Source organism: Bradyrhizobium sp. HKCCYLRH1030 (assembly GCF_051168395.1).
Classification (GTDB): domain Bacteria; phylum Pseudomonadota; class Alphaproteobacteria; order Rhizobiales; family Xanthobacteraceae; genus Bradyrhizobium.
The window spans coordinates 485,669-501,361 of record NZ_JBNPUY010000001.1; the positions used below are offsets into that span (position 1 = coordinate 485,669).

Below are 15,693 nucleotides of genomic sequence, written 5' to 3' on the forward strand. Positions count from 1 at the left end.
GGTGGCGCCACGCGACGAAGATATTCCGTCGCGCTGGCGCTGCTGTCGTTTTTCGGGCCCCCGCGGTGCCAACCTTCGCGGTCCGGGGATGTCGGCGCTTCGGCGACCGCAACACACAGCCGCGCTGCAACCCCATAGCCCGCAACGAAAAAGGCCTCCTTTTCAGGAGGCCTTTGACGTGATCACGACCGTGACTGACGGTTCAGATCAGGCAACCGCGTCCTTGGCGGCCTTGACCGGGCGGGCGCGCACGATCTTGCGGGCCGGCTTGGCCTTGAACATCATCTCTTCGCCGGTGAAGGGGTTGGTGCCCTTGCGCGCCTTCACGGCGGGCTTCTTGACGACGACGAACTTGGCGAAGCCCGGCACCAGGAACACGCCGTTCTTCTTCAGCTCCTTGTGGCCGACATCGGTGAGCGTCTCCATGACGTTCTTGACGTCGCGCTTGGACAGCTCGGTCGAGGTCGCAATCTTCTCGATCAGTTGCGACTTGGAAAGTTGGGTAGCCATCGTATCTCCTTGTGATTGATACCGGTGAATGACGTGACGACTGCGCGGCTATCAGCGCATTGCTGCGCAGACTGGTCGGGGCTTTCTGGCTGCATTGCACAGCCGGGACTTCAGTCGTCTAGTGGCGTATCACCCCGCGATTTTCGGGATTCTCCTGCATTTCAAGGGGCCCCGAAGCACCCACAGCGGCGCCAAAATTCCAACGGAGCGCGCAGAAGTCAAGCTGCGATGGCGATCGAACGGAGCAAGCGATTCATTTTCCCCTATATTTCCAGGCATTTTCGACGGTCCTGCGTGATTTTGGCCGCACATTGCAGGCGAAACATGCTGAAATCCCTGCATGCGGTCGCATCGCGCTCGTCCATCCATGCCAGCGAATCACTGCCAAAACAGCGATTCGCTGGCATACGGAGAGGCTCTCGCAACACCGCGCACCCCCCCGTCGAACGCGTCGTCGCGGGCACCGCACATCCGAGCGAGCCGGCACCGCCGCAGCATCAGGCTCGATACACGGGCGGGCGAATTGCTGCTATGGATCGGCGTCCGCAGGCGGCCGTTGACCGTCCGCTTCGAGTTCAGGGAGAGAAGACACGATGCGTTATCTCCACACCATGTTGCGCGTGCGCAATCTCGACGCCGCGCTCAAATTCTATTCCGATGCGCTCGGCCTCAAGGAGGTGCGCCGGATCGACAACGACAAGGGTCGCTTCACACTGGTGTTTCTCTGCGCACCCGAAGATGAATACCTGCTGAAGAGCCTGCCGCCGACGCGTGGCGCCCCGCTGGTCGAACTCACCTACAATTGGGACGAGGAGAGCTATGGCGAGGACCGCTTCTTCGGCCATCTCGCCTATGAGGTCGACGACATCTACGCCACCTGCGACCGGCTGATGAAGCTCGGCATCACCATCAACCGGCCGCCGCGCGACGGCAACATGGCCTTCATCCGCTCGCCCGATCTGCACTCGATCGAGCTGTTGCAGAAGGGCGAGCCGAAGGCGCCGGCCGAGCCCTGGCTGTCGATGCCGAACACCGGACATTGGTGAGTCATTCGCCTTCATGATCCAGCCGGAACATCGTGGCCACCCTCGCGTTGTCGCTCCGATTGATGGAGAGGATACGAGGAGGCCGAGATGGGTCGAGGACTTCTATTGTGGTTGTTGGGCGTGCCGATTCCGGTGATCATTCTGCTGTGGCTGTTCTTCGGCCACTGATCGCCGCGAACGATGCGTTCGTCGGAAAAGCCCCGCTTCGAGCGGGGCTTTTTGCGTAACATGCGCTAATGAGGACGCTCGCCCAGAGAGGAGCCGAACGTGTCCGCCGACGACAGACTGACGATCTGGGGCCGCCCCAATTCGGTGAACGTGCAGAAGGTGCTGTGGTGTCTCGCCGAGCTCGATGTCGCTTATGACCGTATCGACGCGGGCATGCAGTACGGCCGCAACAACGAGGCGGACTATCTCGCAATGAATCCGAACGGCCGCATCCCGACGCTGGTCGAGGGCGATTTCGTGCTGTGGGAGAGCAACGCGATCATGCGCTATCTCTGCCTCGCTTATGGCGATGGCACGCCGCTTTATCCAACGACACCGCGGCACCGCGCCGCGGTGGAGCGCTGGCTGGACTGGACGCTGTCGACGGTGCAGCCGATCGAGCGTCCGCTGTTCTGGGGCTTGGTGCGAACGCCGCCGGAGCAGCGCGACATGGCCGCCTTGCAGAAGGCGGCCGACGACGCCGCGGCGATGTGGCGCATCCTCGACGCGCATCTGACCACGCGCAGCCACGTCGAGGCCGAGCATTTCACGCTCGCCGACATTGCGCTTGGCGCCTATGCCCGGCGCTGGTTCGGAGTCGAAGGTGTCGTCAAGCCGGAGCTGCCGAGCCTCGCGCGCTGGTACGGACAGATCGCGCAACGCCCGGCCTTCATCCGCCACATCGCGCCGCCGCTGTCGTGAGCACCTCAGCGGCTGGTCGAGGTGCCCATCTCGACGCGCAGGGCGCCGCCGACCTTCACGCAGGTATCGGTTCCCTCGACGCGTACGAAGTTGGCGCCGTAGGACGCGCAGGGATTGCTGATGGCGGCGCCTGAACGGGGTGCGGCCTTATTCGATCCAGCCGCCTTCGGCTCGGGAAGCGATGGCGCAAGAAGCGACGACCCCGGCGAGCCAGCGGCTGCCACGGTCACGGCGGCGAGCACCGCGAGGGCGCCCAGGATGAGAGATCGACACATGCCGCTTGTTAGCGCGTCTGCCGCAGCGAAGCGACACCGGCCGTCTATTTGCCGATGAACTTGACGCCGACCGAGGCGCCGCGGCGCCACACCACCCGGCACTGGCGGCCCGTTCTTGCGTCGCGCGCGAAGGCGAGCCGGATGGTCGCCGGCAGCGCCGCCGCGTCCTGCAGGGTCAGCTTGGCGCCGGCGCTGGAAATGTCCTGAACCAGGCAATGGCGCACGGCGAACCCGCCATCCAGCGTGATCCACGCCGGCTGCTTCATCGATTTGCGGGCTTCCCGCTTCTTGGGCGCGGCCATCATCCTGCTCCTGCTCGCCCGTTGCAGTACGGCAAGGACCCTAATGGACGGTTGACCGGACCCCCGAACTGCACGTGCGATTCATGGCTGCAGAACCTCGCGCCAACCGCGTCTCGGCGCAAACCGTCCGTTTCAAGATCGGAGATGGAAGGAAAGCCGGCGCGGAGTGGCGCTCCCTAGCGGAATCGAACCGCTCTCTCCACCGTGAAAGGGTGGCGTCCTGACCGATAGACGAAGGGAGCAATACGCACGATGCCAGAGGGCACGAGGCCCCGGTGCCATCGCCGCTTGCACGTTTCGGTAAAACCTTCAGCAAATCAGCCGCTTGAGGCGATGATCTGCGAGGTCGGCTGAACCACCGACGGTGATTCCGTGCCGCGCGCCGAACGTATAGAGGCGTTTCGCCGGCCGGGCAAGCCACCCCGTGGCGGTGTTTCCGGTCTCTTCCCGCGTGCTCAACGGGCTGCAAACAGCGGAGCAATACCGTCCGTGTCGATGGAGACCACACCGTCCTCGACCTTGACCGGATATTGCGCCAGCGCGCTCTCCGGCGGGCGGAGCGGCGTACCGGTGAAAGCATCCCACGTCCAATTGTGCACGGGGCAACTGAGCACGCGGCCGTCGAAGCCGGCCTCCTCCATCGGCGCCGCCGTGTGCGGGCAGACGCCCTGGAACGCTTTGAGCTCGCCATTGTCGGGCCAGGCAAGGATGATGAGCTGGGCGTCGGCGATGACGAGGCGCATGCCGCCTTCGTCGATGGTGTCGGCCTTGCAGACGCGGGTGAACATTCGCTGGCCTCATGCTCCATTGCGACCCATCGCAATCGAAGGACCACGGGCAAAACTCGTTCCGCGGACCGCGCTGTGGCCGCGAGCCCGACAAGACCAAGCCTGACAAGACCATGGCACCCTTCTTGCTGTCCTTCCCTGCATCTCTCGTCGAACGAGCCATCGTGTCGCAAAGGCGACAGACCGCTCGGCGGCGAGTTGCGGCGGAGTGCGACATGACCGACATGACCGAGCTGAGAACACGCAAGGCGCCGCTCAATCTCGCCATCGTGCATGTCGATCCCGACGCCTTCATCGCCAACCTCATGGCTTGGCTCGAGATCACCGCCTTCATCAAGGCGCAGCGCGCCGGCGAGGCCGCGGTGCCTGCCGACGGCAAGACACCCGCATTGTCGGCGGCGCAATTGCAGAACGGCGGCGTCCACGAGGTCGGCAACGACGCGCTGTTCGCCTTCGCGATGACGGCGTCGCTGAAGGGCGACAAGGCCGCGGTCGACAAGGTCGAGACCGCCTTGCTCGACGGCATGGGCAAGGATTTTCCCGGCTCGTTCGCGCTGTGGCACTTCCGCGCCACGATCGATGCGCCGACCACGCTCGACGATTTCGTCGGCCAGGCCGGTAAGAAGATGCTGACAGGCGATCTGCCGCCACCGCCGCTGCGCCCCAAGGAATATTGGAGCGCCGGACTGCGCTTCTTCGAGAAGGCGCGCAAGTCGAACTTCGTCCACGAGATCATGTATCCGCTGGCGAAATGGACGCGGGCGTGCTGGACCGAGACGGCGGAGAAAGGCGTCGCCTTTCTGCATCACATCGAGGACAACGTCCCGGTGCTGCGCGAGGTGCTGGAGGAGCCGCGCAACGACCAGGCGTTCATCGCCAATGTCCTGCTGAAGCTCGCGCCTGCCGTCGATATGGAGTTGAACGAGGAATATCAGGGCTTCCTACGCTCGCTGGCGCGGCGCAACTGACGCAAGGGTGCGGTATCAATTCCAGCTGACCCGCCCACGCAAAAAGGCCGGCGGGCGTTACGCCGCCGGCCTCTTGTCGCGACTGCCGGCTCCGGCCGTCCGGTTCCGTCGCATTCCTGGGGTATGCGAACAGGGTCGCGCGATCTGGTTAATGATAGGTTAACGCACGTATACCGGAATAACCACGATCATGAACTACAACCATGATCCGGGGTTTGCGTTCCGGCCATGAACCAGCGCGGGGACCATCGAGCGGCGAGATCGGACAAGACCGTCAGCTCAGTTGCAAGGCGCGCTTCGTCTCACGGCGCAGCGCCTGCTCCTGGCAACCCGACAGCCGGACGAGTTCCTGGGGATACATGTCATAGCCGTGGCTACCAAAGGCACTCTGCTGCGCCATCGGGACCTGCGCAGGCGTTCGGGCCGCATCTGCCCCTGCCCCTGCATTCGACGAACCTCGGACCGGATCGAGCCCAGTGTTCAAAGCGGCCATAGCCAGCTCCGCGAAAGAGTGCCTGCCCCGCTGGAACTATAGTCCACCGGTCGCGGGGCGCAATTGGGCAAAACGCCATCAACCGGCGGTGGCGCGCGCCTGCTCCGCCTCCTGTTCCCAGCGCAGGATGGTCCGCTCGAGATTGTGGAATTTCTCGGCGACGTCGCCGTCGAACAGCGGGTCCTTGCGGTCCGACATGCGGGCGTCGATATCGGCCCAATCCTCCGCCTGAAGGGCGCGCAGCGCCGCGGGAAACAGCAGGGTCTCCTCCTTGCGCAGATGCTCGCGTTGGCTGTCGATGAACTCATGCACGGCGGCGTGGAAGCTCTCGCGCAGGATCTCCTGGTCCGACAGCACCGCGTTCACGGCGTCGGCAAAGCCGCGCAGCCGCTGCGCCTCGGTCTCGTGCTCGTCGTCGACGTCGCCATAGGCTGCGGCCGCGGCAGGGTCGCGTTCGCGCAGCTTGCCGAAGATCATCTCCTCCTTGGGATGATGACAGCGCTGCGGATAGTCCTCGAAATAGGCGATGATGCTCTGCAGGATGTCGTAGTCCGGCCGCCGATTGTGATCGAACAGCTCCAATTCGTGCTCGAGCACCGAGAGAAGCTTCTCGAGATTCTCGTGCTCCTGCAGCAGCGCTTCGATGATCCTTGCCATGGCCGCCCTCGCCTGTGCGCCGGCTGGGCCTTGCCGAACCGGCATTTTCCCTGAACGCAACAGACTACGCCCGCGCGAGCGCGGGCGGCATTGCGGCAGATCAAACTGACAGACCGATGTGACAGGTCAGCGGAAACGGCTCACTCAGCGGCCAGCGCCTGCGGCGCCCGCGCAAGGCCGAGCCGGTCCCAGACGTCGACCAGCGCCTCGGCCAGGGCGTCGATCAGGCCGTCATCATGGTAAGGCGATGGCGTGATGCGCAGCCGCTCCAGGCCGCGCGGCACGGTCGGATAGTTGATCGGCTGGATGTAGATGCCGTGCTCGGACAACAGCAGGTCGGACGCCGTCTTGCACTTCTCGGGATCGCCGACATGCACCGGCACGATGTGGGTGTCGGACGGCATGACCGGCAGCCCGGAGGCGTTCAGCACGGCCTTGAGCCGCGCCGCCCGGTCCTGGTGCCGGTCACGCTCCCACTGCGAGGTCTTGAGATGGCGGATCGCGGCGGTCGCGGCGGCGCAAACCGGCGGCGGCAAGGCGGTGGTGAAGATGAAGCCCGGCGCATAGGAGCGGACGGCGTCGATCAGATTGGCATTGGCGGCAATGTAGCCGCCGAGGCAGCCGAAGGCCTTGGCGAGCGTGCCCTCGAGGATGTCGATGCGGGCCATCACGCCGTCGCGCTCGGCGATGCCGCCGCCGCGCGGGCCATACATGCCGACCGCATGGACCTCGTCGACGTATGTGAGCGCGCCATAACGCTCGGCGAGATCGCAGATCCGGTGCAAGGGCGCGACATCCCCATCCATCGAATACAGGCTCTCGCAGACGATCAGCTTGGGACGGTCGGGATCGGCCGCCCGCAGCATCTCTTCGAGATGGGCGAGGTCGTTGTGCCGCCAGACCTGCTTCTCGCTCCCGGCCTTGCGGACGCCCTCGATCATCGAATTGTGGTTGAGCGCGTCCGACAGCAGCAGGCAGTTCGGCAGCAGTTTCGCGATGGTCGAGATGCCGGTCTCGTTGGAGACGTAGCCCGAGGTGAACACCAGCGCCGCTTCCTTGCCGTGGAGATCGGCAAGCTCGCGCTCGAGCTCGATCAGCGGATGGTTGGTGCCGGCGATGTTGCGGGTGCCGCCGGCGCCTGTGCCCATGCGCGCGGCAACGTCGACCATGGCGCCGATCACCTTCGGATGCTGGCCCATGCCGAGATAGTCATTGGAGCACCAGATCACGACATCCTTCGGCCCCTCCGGCGAATGCCAGATCGCGCGGGGGAAGCGGCCGGCGAGGCGCTCCAGATCGGCGAAGACGCGATAGCGCCGTTCCTGGTGCAACTGGTCGAGGGCACGGTCGAAATAGCTGTCGTAGTTCATCACCTGATCCGTCCTTCCCCTGCCCGCGTCCCGAACCTGCGTTCCGGCGCGCCCTTGGAGGCCTGTTCGGGGTCGGACCAAAGCGCAATCCGTCGCGTCCTTCGTTGATCCAGATCAGGGATCGCGCACGATGCTGGGCATCCGGATGCCGCTCGCCGCGGTCCGCGACGCCCCCGGAGGCGTTCAGGCGCGCAGCGGGTTCTCCGCATCGGCAACCTCGAGCCGCAGCGGCGCACCGGTGTCGAGGAAGGCGGACAGAGCTGCCTCGTACGGCGCGGGGTCGAGACCGCGCGCGGAGAGCCATTGCGGCTCGTAATAGGTTTGGCGATAGCGCTCCCCGGAATCGCAGATCAGCGTGACCAGTGAGCCGCTCTGTCCATCCTGCCGCATCTCGGCCGCCAGCCGGCACAGCGCCAGGAAGTTGGTCCCGGTCGAGCCGCCGACCGGCCGGCGCAGCCGCCGCGTCAGGACGTTCATCGCCGCGACCGAGGCGGCATCCGGCACCTTCATCATGCGATCCACGACCCCCGGCACGAAGGATGGCTCGCAGCGCGGACGGCCGACGCCCTCGATCAGCGACGGCCGTTCGCACGTCCGGGCGCTGTCGCCGTTGCAGAAGGCGTCGAAGAAGGCCGAATGCTCGACATCGGCGACGCACAGCCGCGTCGGATGCCGGCGGTAGCGCAGATAGCGGCCGATCGTCGCCGACGTGCCGCCGGTGCCCGCGCCCATCACGATCCATTCCGGGAGCGGACGGCGCTCGCCCTGCAACTGGTTGAAGATCGACTCGGCGATGTTGTTGTTGCCGCGCCAGTCGGTAGCGCGCTCGGCGAAGGTGAACTGGTCCATGTAATGGCCGCCGAGCCGGCTCGCGAGCGCGGCCGCCTCGGCATAGAGAAACCGGCCGTCATCGATGAGATGGCAATTGCCGCCGTAATGCGTGATCGCGGCGATCTTCTCTTCCGAGGTGGTGCGCGGCATCACCGCGTAGAACGGCACGCCGATCATCTGCGCGAAATAGGCTTCCGATACCGCTGTCGACCCGGAGGAGGCCTCGACCACGGGCGTGCCTTCCCGGATGTGGCCGTTGCAAAGCGCATAGAGAAACAGCGATCGAGCCAGCCGATGTTTGAGGCTCCCGGTCGGGTGGGTCGATTCGTCCTTCAGGTAGATGTCGATGCCGGCGAGCGCGGGCACGATCAGCCGGATCAAGTGCGTGTCGGCGGTCCGGCACTGGTCGGCCTCGATGGCCGCCACGGCGTCGTCGACCCAGCCACGGCGATAGCGTGGACCACAGGCTCTGTCGGAAGCTGACCAAGACGGCGAATTCATCGCGGCAACCGACCATGATCCCTTCGCCGCATCAAGCCCGCCCGGCCGCCCATGCCGAGCAAGCTGGGGGCAAATGGCAGTTCGGCGCCGGCTGCCGCGCCTTGGCACCGCAACGGAGCGAAAGGGCTTCGCGTTTGCGCCAGCGAAAAACGCTCGCATCGCTTGCAACTCATGGAATGCACGCGCGAATTTCGGAAGAATTTTTGAATGACGGCGAGAATGGTCAAATATTTGCACGCTTTTGCGGCCAAGCTGGGCATCATCGAATGGCACGACCGAGTCGAGCCTGCATCACGGGCGACCCAAGCCTGCTCCGAGGGGCACCATGAGAGTTCTTTCGATTGTTCTGGTTGCGTGCGCGATCAGTCAGGCCGCTTTCGCTGAAGGTCTGGAATGCCGGCGTGTGGCCGACCCGACACCACGATTGAGCTGCGTGGAAACGCCGACGACCGCCCAGGCGCCAACCACCTCCCGCACCGACGCCTGGACCCCGGTCGAACCGCGCCAGGAGGCCCCGGTGCGCGGCGGCGATGCGACGGCGCCGAGAGCCTCCCGGCCCCGTTGAGACCAGCCGGGCGGCAGCCGACGGCGGCTGCACTCGGCCCTGCAGCGGTCCCTCCCCCAATCGAGCCCCCGGACGGGGTTCTTTCCCTTGAAGGGCGGCTCATTCTGCCGACATGTAGATCTTGCCGTGCGGCCACGGACCGATGTCAAATCCATTCTCCGCGCGGGTGGTGGAGGGTCGGTTCGGCCCCGCCGCATTGGATGATCGGAGACCATGGCTTACTTGCCATCGCAAATGAACCTTCTCGAAGCCCTCGCGACCGTGATCGGCACCGCCGCGATCGCGCCCGCGCTGCTGATCCTCTGGCTGGTGGTCGCCGCCGGTGACAATTCAGGCCCTCCGCTCAAGATCTGGACCGCCTTCCTGCTCGGGGCAGCCAGCGTGCTCCTGCTCGGCATTATCAGGACGCCGTTCCAGCATGTCGGGCTGACATTGGAGAATCCCTGGATCGCCCAGGCGGTCCGGGCCCTTTTTGGCGTCGCCTTGCCGGAAGAGCTCGCCAAGGTCGCGGTGATCGCCGCGCTGTGGTCGCGGCGCCGGCAGGTCGGCAATGCCATGGACACGGTATTCTACGGTGCCGCCGTCGGGCTCGGCTTCGCGGCTTACGAGAACCTGGCTTATCTCGTCCAGCATGCCGAGATGTGGCGCTCGCTGGCGGTGCTGCGCAGCGTGCTCACCGTGCCGTTTCATGGCGCGCTCGGCATCATTGCCGGTGCCTATCTCGCGATCGCCCGCACCAGTACGGCGCTTGGCGCCAACCGCCACAATCGCGAAGGGGCGCGGCTGTCGAGCTGGGCGCTGGTGCTGGCCGCACCCGTGATGCTGCATGCGGCCTTCGACTATCCATTGCTGTTGCTGCAGCGGGCATCGACCCTCGACACCGCCGCGCGCCTCTGGCTCGGCGGCATCAGCGTGCTGATCGGGTTCTCGTCGATCGCCCTTGCCGTGCGGCTGGTGCGCCGCGTCGCCCATCACCACACGCCGCGCACCGAGGTGGCGCGGGCAAGGCTGAGCCAGCTGCGCAGGATGTGGGCGCTGCTCCTGCTCGGCGGCGCCGCCGGCTTCGTCGGGCTCGGATTCGTGCTGACCTCCATCCGGCATTGGCTGCTCAACCCTGACCGCAATGTCGCCGCGGTTCTGGTTCCCCTCGGTCTCACCGCGATCATCGTCGGGATGGCCCTTCTGATTGTCACAACGACGATCTATGTTTTCGGTCGCAACCGGATTCGGACGACGGCATAATCCCGGCATCGCGGGGCCGGCAGAGCAACCAAATGCGCATTGCGCGCTTGTCCGGGCCGCAGGTCCTCACCATGTGCGTGGGCAGGCGGCCGCGGCGTTAAGCGCGTGAGCTTGCCCGGAGTGACGATCATGACCCTTCCCCAGGATACGATTCCGCCCGAGCTCGAGCGCATGAAGTCGCAGATGGGCGCAGCCGTGCGCGCGCATTGGAAGGCCTTCCTGATCGAGGGCATCCTGCTCGCCGTTCTCGGCCTGCTCGCGATGATCCTCACCCCGCTGGCAAGCCTCGCGGTCACGATCTTCCTCGGCTGGATGTTCCTGATCTCGGGCATCGCGGGACTCGCGCTCACCTTCTGGGCCCGCGGCATGCCCGGCTTCTGGTGGTCGCTGTTGTCGGCAGTGCTCGCCATCGTCGCCGGAGTCATCCTGGTGGCGCAGCCGGTCCAGGGGACGGTGACGCTAACGATCGTGATCGGCGTCTATTTTCTCGCAGAAGGCGTCGCCACCATCATGTATGCGCTGGAGCACCGCCGCGAGCTGTCCGGGCGCTGGTCGTGGCTGGCAATCTCGGGCGTGGTCGACATCGCGATCGCCGGCATCATCATTTCCGGTCTGCCCGGCACGGCGTTGTGGGCGATCGGTCTGCTGGTCGGCATCAACCTGCTGTTCGGCGGGCTGTCGATGATCGGCATGGCGCTCGCCGCGCGCAACGGTTGACGCCGGAGGGCTCGATTTTCGGGATGACAAGCGGCCGCGCGGCCGCTATAGGATGGGCATGATCAACGCCGCCACCAGCTTTTATTGGTACTTTAGCTACGACAGCTCGCTGGCGGCGGGAGGATCGCGCTCAATCTGACACATTGCAGCAAGATATCCGAACGAGCCGCCAGACCTGGCGGCTTTTTTATTGCCGGCAGGTGCCCACCCAAGAGACCCAGGAGCCCGCCGTGCTGAGCACCACAGACGATCTTCGTATCAAGGAAATCAAGGAATTGAGCCTGCCGGCGGAGGTGATGGGTGAAATCCCCCGCACCCTCACCGCCACCCGTGTGGTGATGGCCGCCCGCAATGCGATCCATGCCATCCTGACCGGCAGCGACGACCGCCTGCTGGTCATCGTCGGCCCCTGCTCCATCCACGATCCCGACGCGGCGGTCGACTACGCCGGCCGCCTCGCCGCCTTGCGCGAGCGCCTCGCCGACCGCCTCGAAATCGTGATGCGGGTCTATTTCGAGAAGCCGCGCACGACCGTCGGCTGGAAAGGCCTGATCAACGATCCCGGCCTCGACAATTCCTTCGACATCAACAAGGGCCTGCGGCTCGCGCGCAGCGTGCTGTCCGCCGTCAACAATCTCGGCCTGCCGGCGGGATGCGAATTCCTCGACATGACGACGCCGCAGTACATCGCCGACCTCGTCGCCTGGGCCGCGATCGGCGCGCGCACCACCGAGAGCCAGATCCACCGCGAGCTGGCCTCCGGCCTGTCGTGCCCGGTCGGCTTCAAGAACGGCACCGACGGCAACATCCGCATCGCCGCTGATGCGGTCAAATCCGCGGCCCACCCGCACCATTTCATGGCGGTGACCAAGGGCGGCCGTTCGGGGATTGCGGCCACAACCGGCAACGAGGACTGCCACATCATCCTGCGCGGCGGCAGCGGCCCCAATTACGACGCCGCCCATGTCGAGCAGGCCGCGGCCGAGCTGATCAAGTCCGGACTGCCGGCACGGCTGATGATCGACACCAGCCATGCTAATTCGAGCAAGAAGCCGGAGAACCAGCCGCTGGTCGCCGCCGACGTCGGCCGCCAGCTCGCCGCAGGCGAGCAGCGCATCATGGGCGTGATGATCGAGAGTCACCTCATCGCGGGACGCCAGGACGTCAAGCCGGGCGTGGCACTGACCTACGGCCAGAGCATCACCGACGGCTGTATCGGCTGGGACACGACGGTGGAGGTGCTGGAGCAGCTCGCCGAAGCCGTCGCCGCCCGGCGTGCGGCGCTTCGCAACTCCCCGCGTGAGCGCTCGGCGTAACACTCACGACCGATCAAGCGGCGCGCGTCGGGCGCGCCGCAGATCGCGCTCAGCAGCCGCGGCAGATGCCCTTGATCTTGCGATCGAGCTCGCGGTCTTCCTTGGTCGTGCCGCTCATCGAATTGTCCTCGGCCTGCTCGGCCTTCGGCAGGTCGCTGGGGCGCACCTGACGATGGCCGACCGGCGCCTGCGGCGGCATGCCGCTCTTCGATCCGGTGCCGGCGGAGGAGCCGCTGCCGCTCTGCGCCAGCGCGATGCCATCGGTGACGGCCATCAGGAGCCCCATCGCGATCGCAAATTTCTTCATGTTGCTCCTCCGTGTCAGCGGAATCGGCAGGACACTTCATCCCGCGGCGGGCGGATAGAGGTGCGCCTCACCGCAATAGTCAATCACACGATAGCGCGTTTGCGCAGCTGCCGCATGATCCTGCTCAACAGTTTCATCCGCAGTGAGGTATTGCGGCCCCACTGGCGCCTTGCCGTAGCCGCCGGGAATGTCGAGCACGTAGTCGGGCTGGCACAGGCCGGACACCCGGCCGCGTAGCGTTCGAATCAGCGCCTGCCCTTGCGCCAGCGTGGTGCGCAGATGCGCCGTGCCCGGCGCGAGGTCGCCATGGTGCAGGTAATACGGCTTGATGCGGGTCTCCACGAAGCCGCGCATCAGCGCCTCCAGGGTCGCCGCGTCATCATTGACGCCGCGCAGCAGCACCGACTGGCTGACCATGGGAATGCCGGCATCGATCAGCCGCGCGCAGGCCGCGCGCACCGGCGGACTCAATTCGCGCGGATGATTGGCATGCAGCGCGATCCAGGTCGTTGCGCCCGGCGCCTTCAGCGCGTCAACCAGCGCCGGCGTGATGCGCTGGGGATCGGCGACCGGCAAACGGGTGTGGATACGGACGATCCTGACGTGATCGATGCCGGCGAGATCGGCCATGATCTCCTTCAGCCGCCGCGGCGACAGCATCAGCGGATCGCCGCCGGTGAGGATCACCTCCCAGATCTCGTCATGTGCGCGGATGTAGTCGAGCGCCGCGCGATAGGCCTCCTCCGACAGCGCATTGTCCTTGCCGGGCCCGACCATCTCGCGACGGAAGCAGAAGCGGCAATAGACCGCGCAGACATGCACCAGCTTGAGCAGCACCCGATCGGGATAGCGGTGCACGATGCCCGGCACCGGCGCATGCGAATCGTCGCCGATCGGATCGCCGCGCTCGCCAGGCGCGGCCTTCAGCTCATCCGTGCTGGGCACGAACTGGCGCGCAATCGGATCATTCGGATCGTCGACGTCGATCAGGTCGGCGAGATGCGTCGTCACCGCCACGGCATAGCGCTGCGCCACGCGCGCCAGCGCCGGCTGGTCCGCCGCGTCAGCCAAGCCCTGCGCGACGAGATCCTCGGCGCTGCGCAACGTGGTCGGACGTTCGATCCTGTTCATCGCTCACCTGCCGGCGGCGTCCACACCACCTGATCGATCCTGGTGGCGCCGGCCGCCAGCATCACCAGGCGGTCGAAGCCGAGCGCCACGCCGCTCGCCTGCGGCATCGCGGCCACGGCGGCGAGGAAGTCCTCGTCGAGCGGATAGCGCTCGCCATAGCGGCGCTCCTTCTCGGCCATCTCCTGCTCGAAGCGGCGGCGCTGCTCGGCGGCGTCGGTGAGCTCGCCGAAGCCGTTGGCGAGCTCGACGCCGCAGGCATAGACCTCGAACCGCTCGGCGACGCGGGGGTCGGCCGCCACCCGCGCCAGCGCGGCCTCCGGCGCCGGATATTCATGGAGCACCGTGAGCCGACCCTGCCCGAGATGCGGCTCGACATGCTCGACCAGCACCTTGCTGAACAGGTCCGACCAGGTGTCGTCGTCGCTGATCCGGATCTTGCCGGCGGCGGCCTGGGCCAGCGCCCCACGGTCGCCCGCACCGTCGCGGATGGTCGCGAGCAGGTCGATCCCGGCATGGCGCGCGAACGCGCCGGCAACCGTCAGCAGCTCTGGCTCGGCGAAGGGATCCGCGGTGCGGCCACGGAAGGCGAACCGCCGGATTCCGGTCGCCTGAGCCGCATGGGCGATCACCACGACCGTGTCGGCCATGATCGCGTCGTAGGGCACCTCCGCCCGATACCATTCCAGCATGGTGAATTCCGGCAGATGCAGGTCGCCGCGCTCGCGGTCGCGGAACACGCGGGCGAACTCGAAGATCCGCCGCTCCCCGGCCGCCAGCAGCTTCTTGCAGGCGAATTCCGGCGAGGTTCGAAAATACCGCCGGTGCCGGGTCCCGTCCGGCGCCGTCAGGTCGGTGCGCGGTGCGTGCAGATGGGTCTCGTTGCCCGGCGACACCTGCAGGATGCCGGTCTCGACCTCGGTAAACCCCTGCTCGTCGAACCAGGCCCGCAACGCCCTGGTGATGGCGGTCCGGGCGAGCAGGAACGGCCTGACATCGGCGTGCCGCTGCGGCGACCACCACGGCGAAGGCGCGGGCTCCCGGGACATCAGGAGGTCGCCCGTTCGGGCCGCAAAAGACTGGCAACCCCGGACAAAATCAGTATGTTGCCGCCCGAAACCGCATTCCGCGTCGCGTGGCGCCCCGGCTTTGTCCGGCGCCCCCTTTTCAGTGTCAGGAAAACAGCTTTGAAAGTCATCGCCAGCTCTATTCGCAAGGGTAACGTCATTGAGCAAGATGGAAAGCTCTATGTCGTCGTGACCGCCGAGAACATCCATCCCGGCAAGGGCACCCCGGTCAGCCAGATCGAAATGCGCCGAATCAGCGACGGCGTGAAGATCTCCGAGCGCTTCAAGACCACCGACCAGGTCGAGAAGGCGACGATCGAGGAGCGCAACTTCACGTACCTCTACGAGGATGCCGACGGCTTCCACTTCATGAACCCGGAGACCTACGACCAGGTCCAGGTGCCGAAGGACGTGGTCGGCAACCAGGCCGCCTATCTCCAGGAGAACATGACGGTCAAGCTGTCGATGCACGACGTGGTCCCGGTGGCGATCACGCTGCCGCAGCGCGTCACGCTCGAGGTCGTCGAGACCGAGCCGGTCACCAAGGGCCAGACCGCGTCGTCATCCTACAAGCCGGCGGTGCTCTCCAACGGCGTTCGCACCGGCGTGCCGGCGCACATCACGGTCGGCACCCGCATCGTCGTCATGACCGAGGACGGCTCCTACTGCGAGCGCGCCAAGGACTGAGGCATCTCGAGGAT

At 66.0% G+C, this 15,693-nt stretch carries 18 protein-coding genes and 1 tRNA gene; 7 read left to right on the top strand and 12 right to left on the bottom strand.

All coding sequences use genetic code 11. The features are described from left to right. Positions 1-207 precede the first annotated feature (207 nt). A complete protein-coding gene (locus ACQR1E_RS02135) occupies positions 208-510 on the bottom strand; it encodes an HU family DNA-binding protein (protein WP_172109121.1) in 303 nt (100 codons plus the stop codon). A gap of 593 nt (positions 511-1,103) precedes the next feature. Here ACQR1E_RS02135 and ACQR1E_RS02140 point away from each other — a divergent pair. Both ACQR1E_RS02140 and ACQR1E_RS02145 read left to right on the top strand, forming a co-directional pair. After that, complete coding sequence (locus tag ACQR1E_RS02140; protein ID WP_315712076.1) at positions 1,104-1,556, top strand: VOC family protein; 453 nt, start codon at positions 1,104-1,106, stop codon at positions 1,554-1,556. Between the two features lie 267 nt (positions 1,557-1,823). Then, positions 1,824-2,465 (top strand): glutathione S-transferase family protein, encoded by a 642-nt coding sequence (locus ACQR1E_RS02145; protein WP_434841035.1) that lies wholly within the window; start codon positions 1,824-1,826, stop codon positions 2,463-2,465. A 5-nt stretch (positions 2,466-2,470) separates the two neighbouring features. Here the strand turns inward: ACQR1E_RS02145 and ACQR1E_RS02150 are convergent, their stop codons facing one another. The 4 genes from ACQR1E_RS02150 to ACQR1E_RS02165 form a co-directional block, all read right to left on the bottom strand. Next, positions 2,471-2,740, bottom strand: coding sequence for a porin (locus ACQR1E_RS02150; RefSeq protein WP_434896596.1), 270 nt, complete (start codon positions 2,738-2,740; stop codon positions 2,471-2,473). 44 nt (positions 2,741-2,784) lie between these two features. Further along, a complete protein-coding gene (locus tag ACQR1E_RS02155) occupies positions 2,785-3,042 on the bottom strand; it encodes a PilZ domain-containing protein (RefSeq protein WP_315826902.1) in 258 nt (85 codons plus the stop codon). Between the two features lie 167 nt (positions 3,043-3,209). Next, positions 3,210-3,284, bottom strand: a tRNA-Glu gene (locus ACQR1E_RS02160). A gap of 213 nt (positions 3,285-3,497) precedes the next feature. After that, positions 3,498-3,830, bottom strand: coding sequence for a Rieske 2Fe-2S domain-containing protein (locus ACQR1E_RS02165; protein WP_316225453.1), 333 nt, complete (start codon positions 3,828-3,830; stop codon positions 3,498-3,500). Positions 3,831-4,045: 215 nt separating this feature from the next. Here ACQR1E_RS02165 and ACQR1E_RS02170 point away from each other — a divergent pair, with 215 nt between their 5' ends. Continuing rightward, positions 4,046-4,798, top strand: coding sequence for a hypothetical protein (locus tag ACQR1E_RS02170; RefSeq protein WP_434896597.1), 753 nt, complete (start codon positions 4,046-4,048; stop codon positions 4,796-4,798). A gap of 274 nt (positions 4,799-5,072) precedes the next feature. On the opposite strand, the gene ACQR1E_RS02175 is transcribed toward ACQR1E_RS02170, so the two are convergent. The 4 genes from ACQR1E_RS02175 to ACQR1E_RS02190 all read right to left on the bottom strand — a co-directional run bounded on the left by ACQR1E_RS02175 (position 5,073) and on the right by ACQR1E_RS02190 (position 8,650). Continuing rightward, positions 5,073-5,291, bottom strand: a complete 219-nt coding sequence (locus tag ACQR1E_RS02175; RefSeq protein WP_315751642.1) for a hypothetical protein — start codon at positions 5,289-5,291, stop codon at positions 5,073-5,075. A gap of 78 nt (positions 5,292-5,369) precedes the next feature. Then, positions 5,370-5,948, bottom strand: a complete 579-nt coding sequence (locus ACQR1E_RS02180; protein WP_315712084.1) for a hemerythrin domain-containing protein — start codon at positions 5,946-5,948, stop codon at positions 5,370-5,372. A gap of 140 nt (positions 5,949-6,088) precedes the next feature. Next, positions 6,089-7,318, bottom strand: coding sequence for a 5-aminolevulinate synthase (gene hemA, locus ACQR1E_RS02185; RefSeq protein ID WP_434896598.1), 1,230 nt, complete (start codon positions 7,316-7,318; stop codon positions 6,089-6,091). A 183-nt stretch (positions 7,319-7,501) separates the two neighbouring features. Beyond that, a complete protein-coding gene (locus ACQR1E_RS02190) occupies positions 7,502-8,650 on the bottom strand; it encodes a PLP-dependent cysteine synthase family protein (protein WP_315712086.1) in 1,149 nt (382 codons plus the stop codon). Positions 8,651-9,428: 778 nt separating this feature from the next. Between ACQR1E_RS02190 and ACQR1E_RS02195 the strand changes: the two genes are divergently transcribed. The 3 genes from ACQR1E_RS02195 (at position 9,429) to ACQR1E_RS02205 (ending at position 12,490) form a co-directional block, all read left to right on the top strand. After that, on the top strand, positions 9,429-10,457 hold the full coding sequence (locus ACQR1E_RS02195) for a PrsW family intramembrane metalloprotease (protein ID WP_315751644.1): 1,029 nt from the start codon (positions 9,429-9,431) through the stop codon (positions 10,455-10,457). Between the two features lie 129 nt (positions 10,458-10,586). Further along, positions 10,587-11,174 carry an HdeD family acid-resistance protein gene (locus ACQR1E_RS02200; RefSeq protein ID WP_315712090.1) on the top strand — a complete coding sequence of 196 codons (588 nt, stop codon included), beginning with the start codon at positions 10,587-10,589 and terminating at the stop codon, positions 11,172-11,174. Positions 11,175-11,404: 230 nt separating this feature from the next. Next, positions 11,405-12,490 (top strand): 3-deoxy-7-phosphoheptulonate synthase, encoded by a 1,086-nt coding sequence (locus ACQR1E_RS02205; RefSeq protein ID WP_315751645.1) that lies wholly within the window; start codon positions 11,405-11,407, stop codon positions 12,488-12,490. Positions 12,491-12,539: 49 nt separating this feature from the next. On the opposite strand, the gene ACQR1E_RS02210 is transcribed toward ACQR1E_RS02205, so the two are convergent. The 3 genes from ACQR1E_RS02210 to epmA are packed head-to-tail and all read right to left on the bottom strand — an operon-like array spanning position 12,540 to position 14,974. Further along, positions 12,540-12,797 (bottom strand): hypothetical protein, encoded by a 258-nt coding sequence (locus ACQR1E_RS02210; protein WP_315712092.1) that lies wholly within the window; start codon positions 12,795-12,797, stop codon positions 12,540-12,542. Positions 12,798-12,833: 36 nt separating this feature from the next. Next, positions 12,834-13,928, bottom strand: a complete 1,095-nt coding sequence (locus ACQR1E_RS02215; protein ID WP_315826899.1) for a lysine-2,3-aminomutase-like protein — start codon at positions 13,926-13,928, stop codon at positions 12,834-12,836. After that, complete coding sequence (epmA, locus tag ACQR1E_RS02220) at positions 13,925-14,974, bottom strand: EF-P lysine aminoacylase EpmA (RefSeq protein ID WP_315751647.1); 1,050 nt, start codon at positions 14,972-14,974, stop codon at positions 13,925-13,927. Before epmA ends, ACQR1E_RS02215 begins: the two co-directional genes overlap by 4 nt. 138 nt (positions 14,975-15,112) lie before the next feature. On the opposite strand from epmA, the gene efp reads away from it, so the two are divergent. Then, the gene (gene efp / locus ACQR1E_RS02225) at positions 15,113-15,679 is read left to right on the top strand and encodes an elongation factor P (RefSeq protein WP_315712097.1); all 567 of its coding nucleotides are present in this window, start codon (positions 15,113-15,115) and stop codon (positions 15,677-15,679) included. Positions 15,680-15,693: the final 14 nt, after the last annotated feature.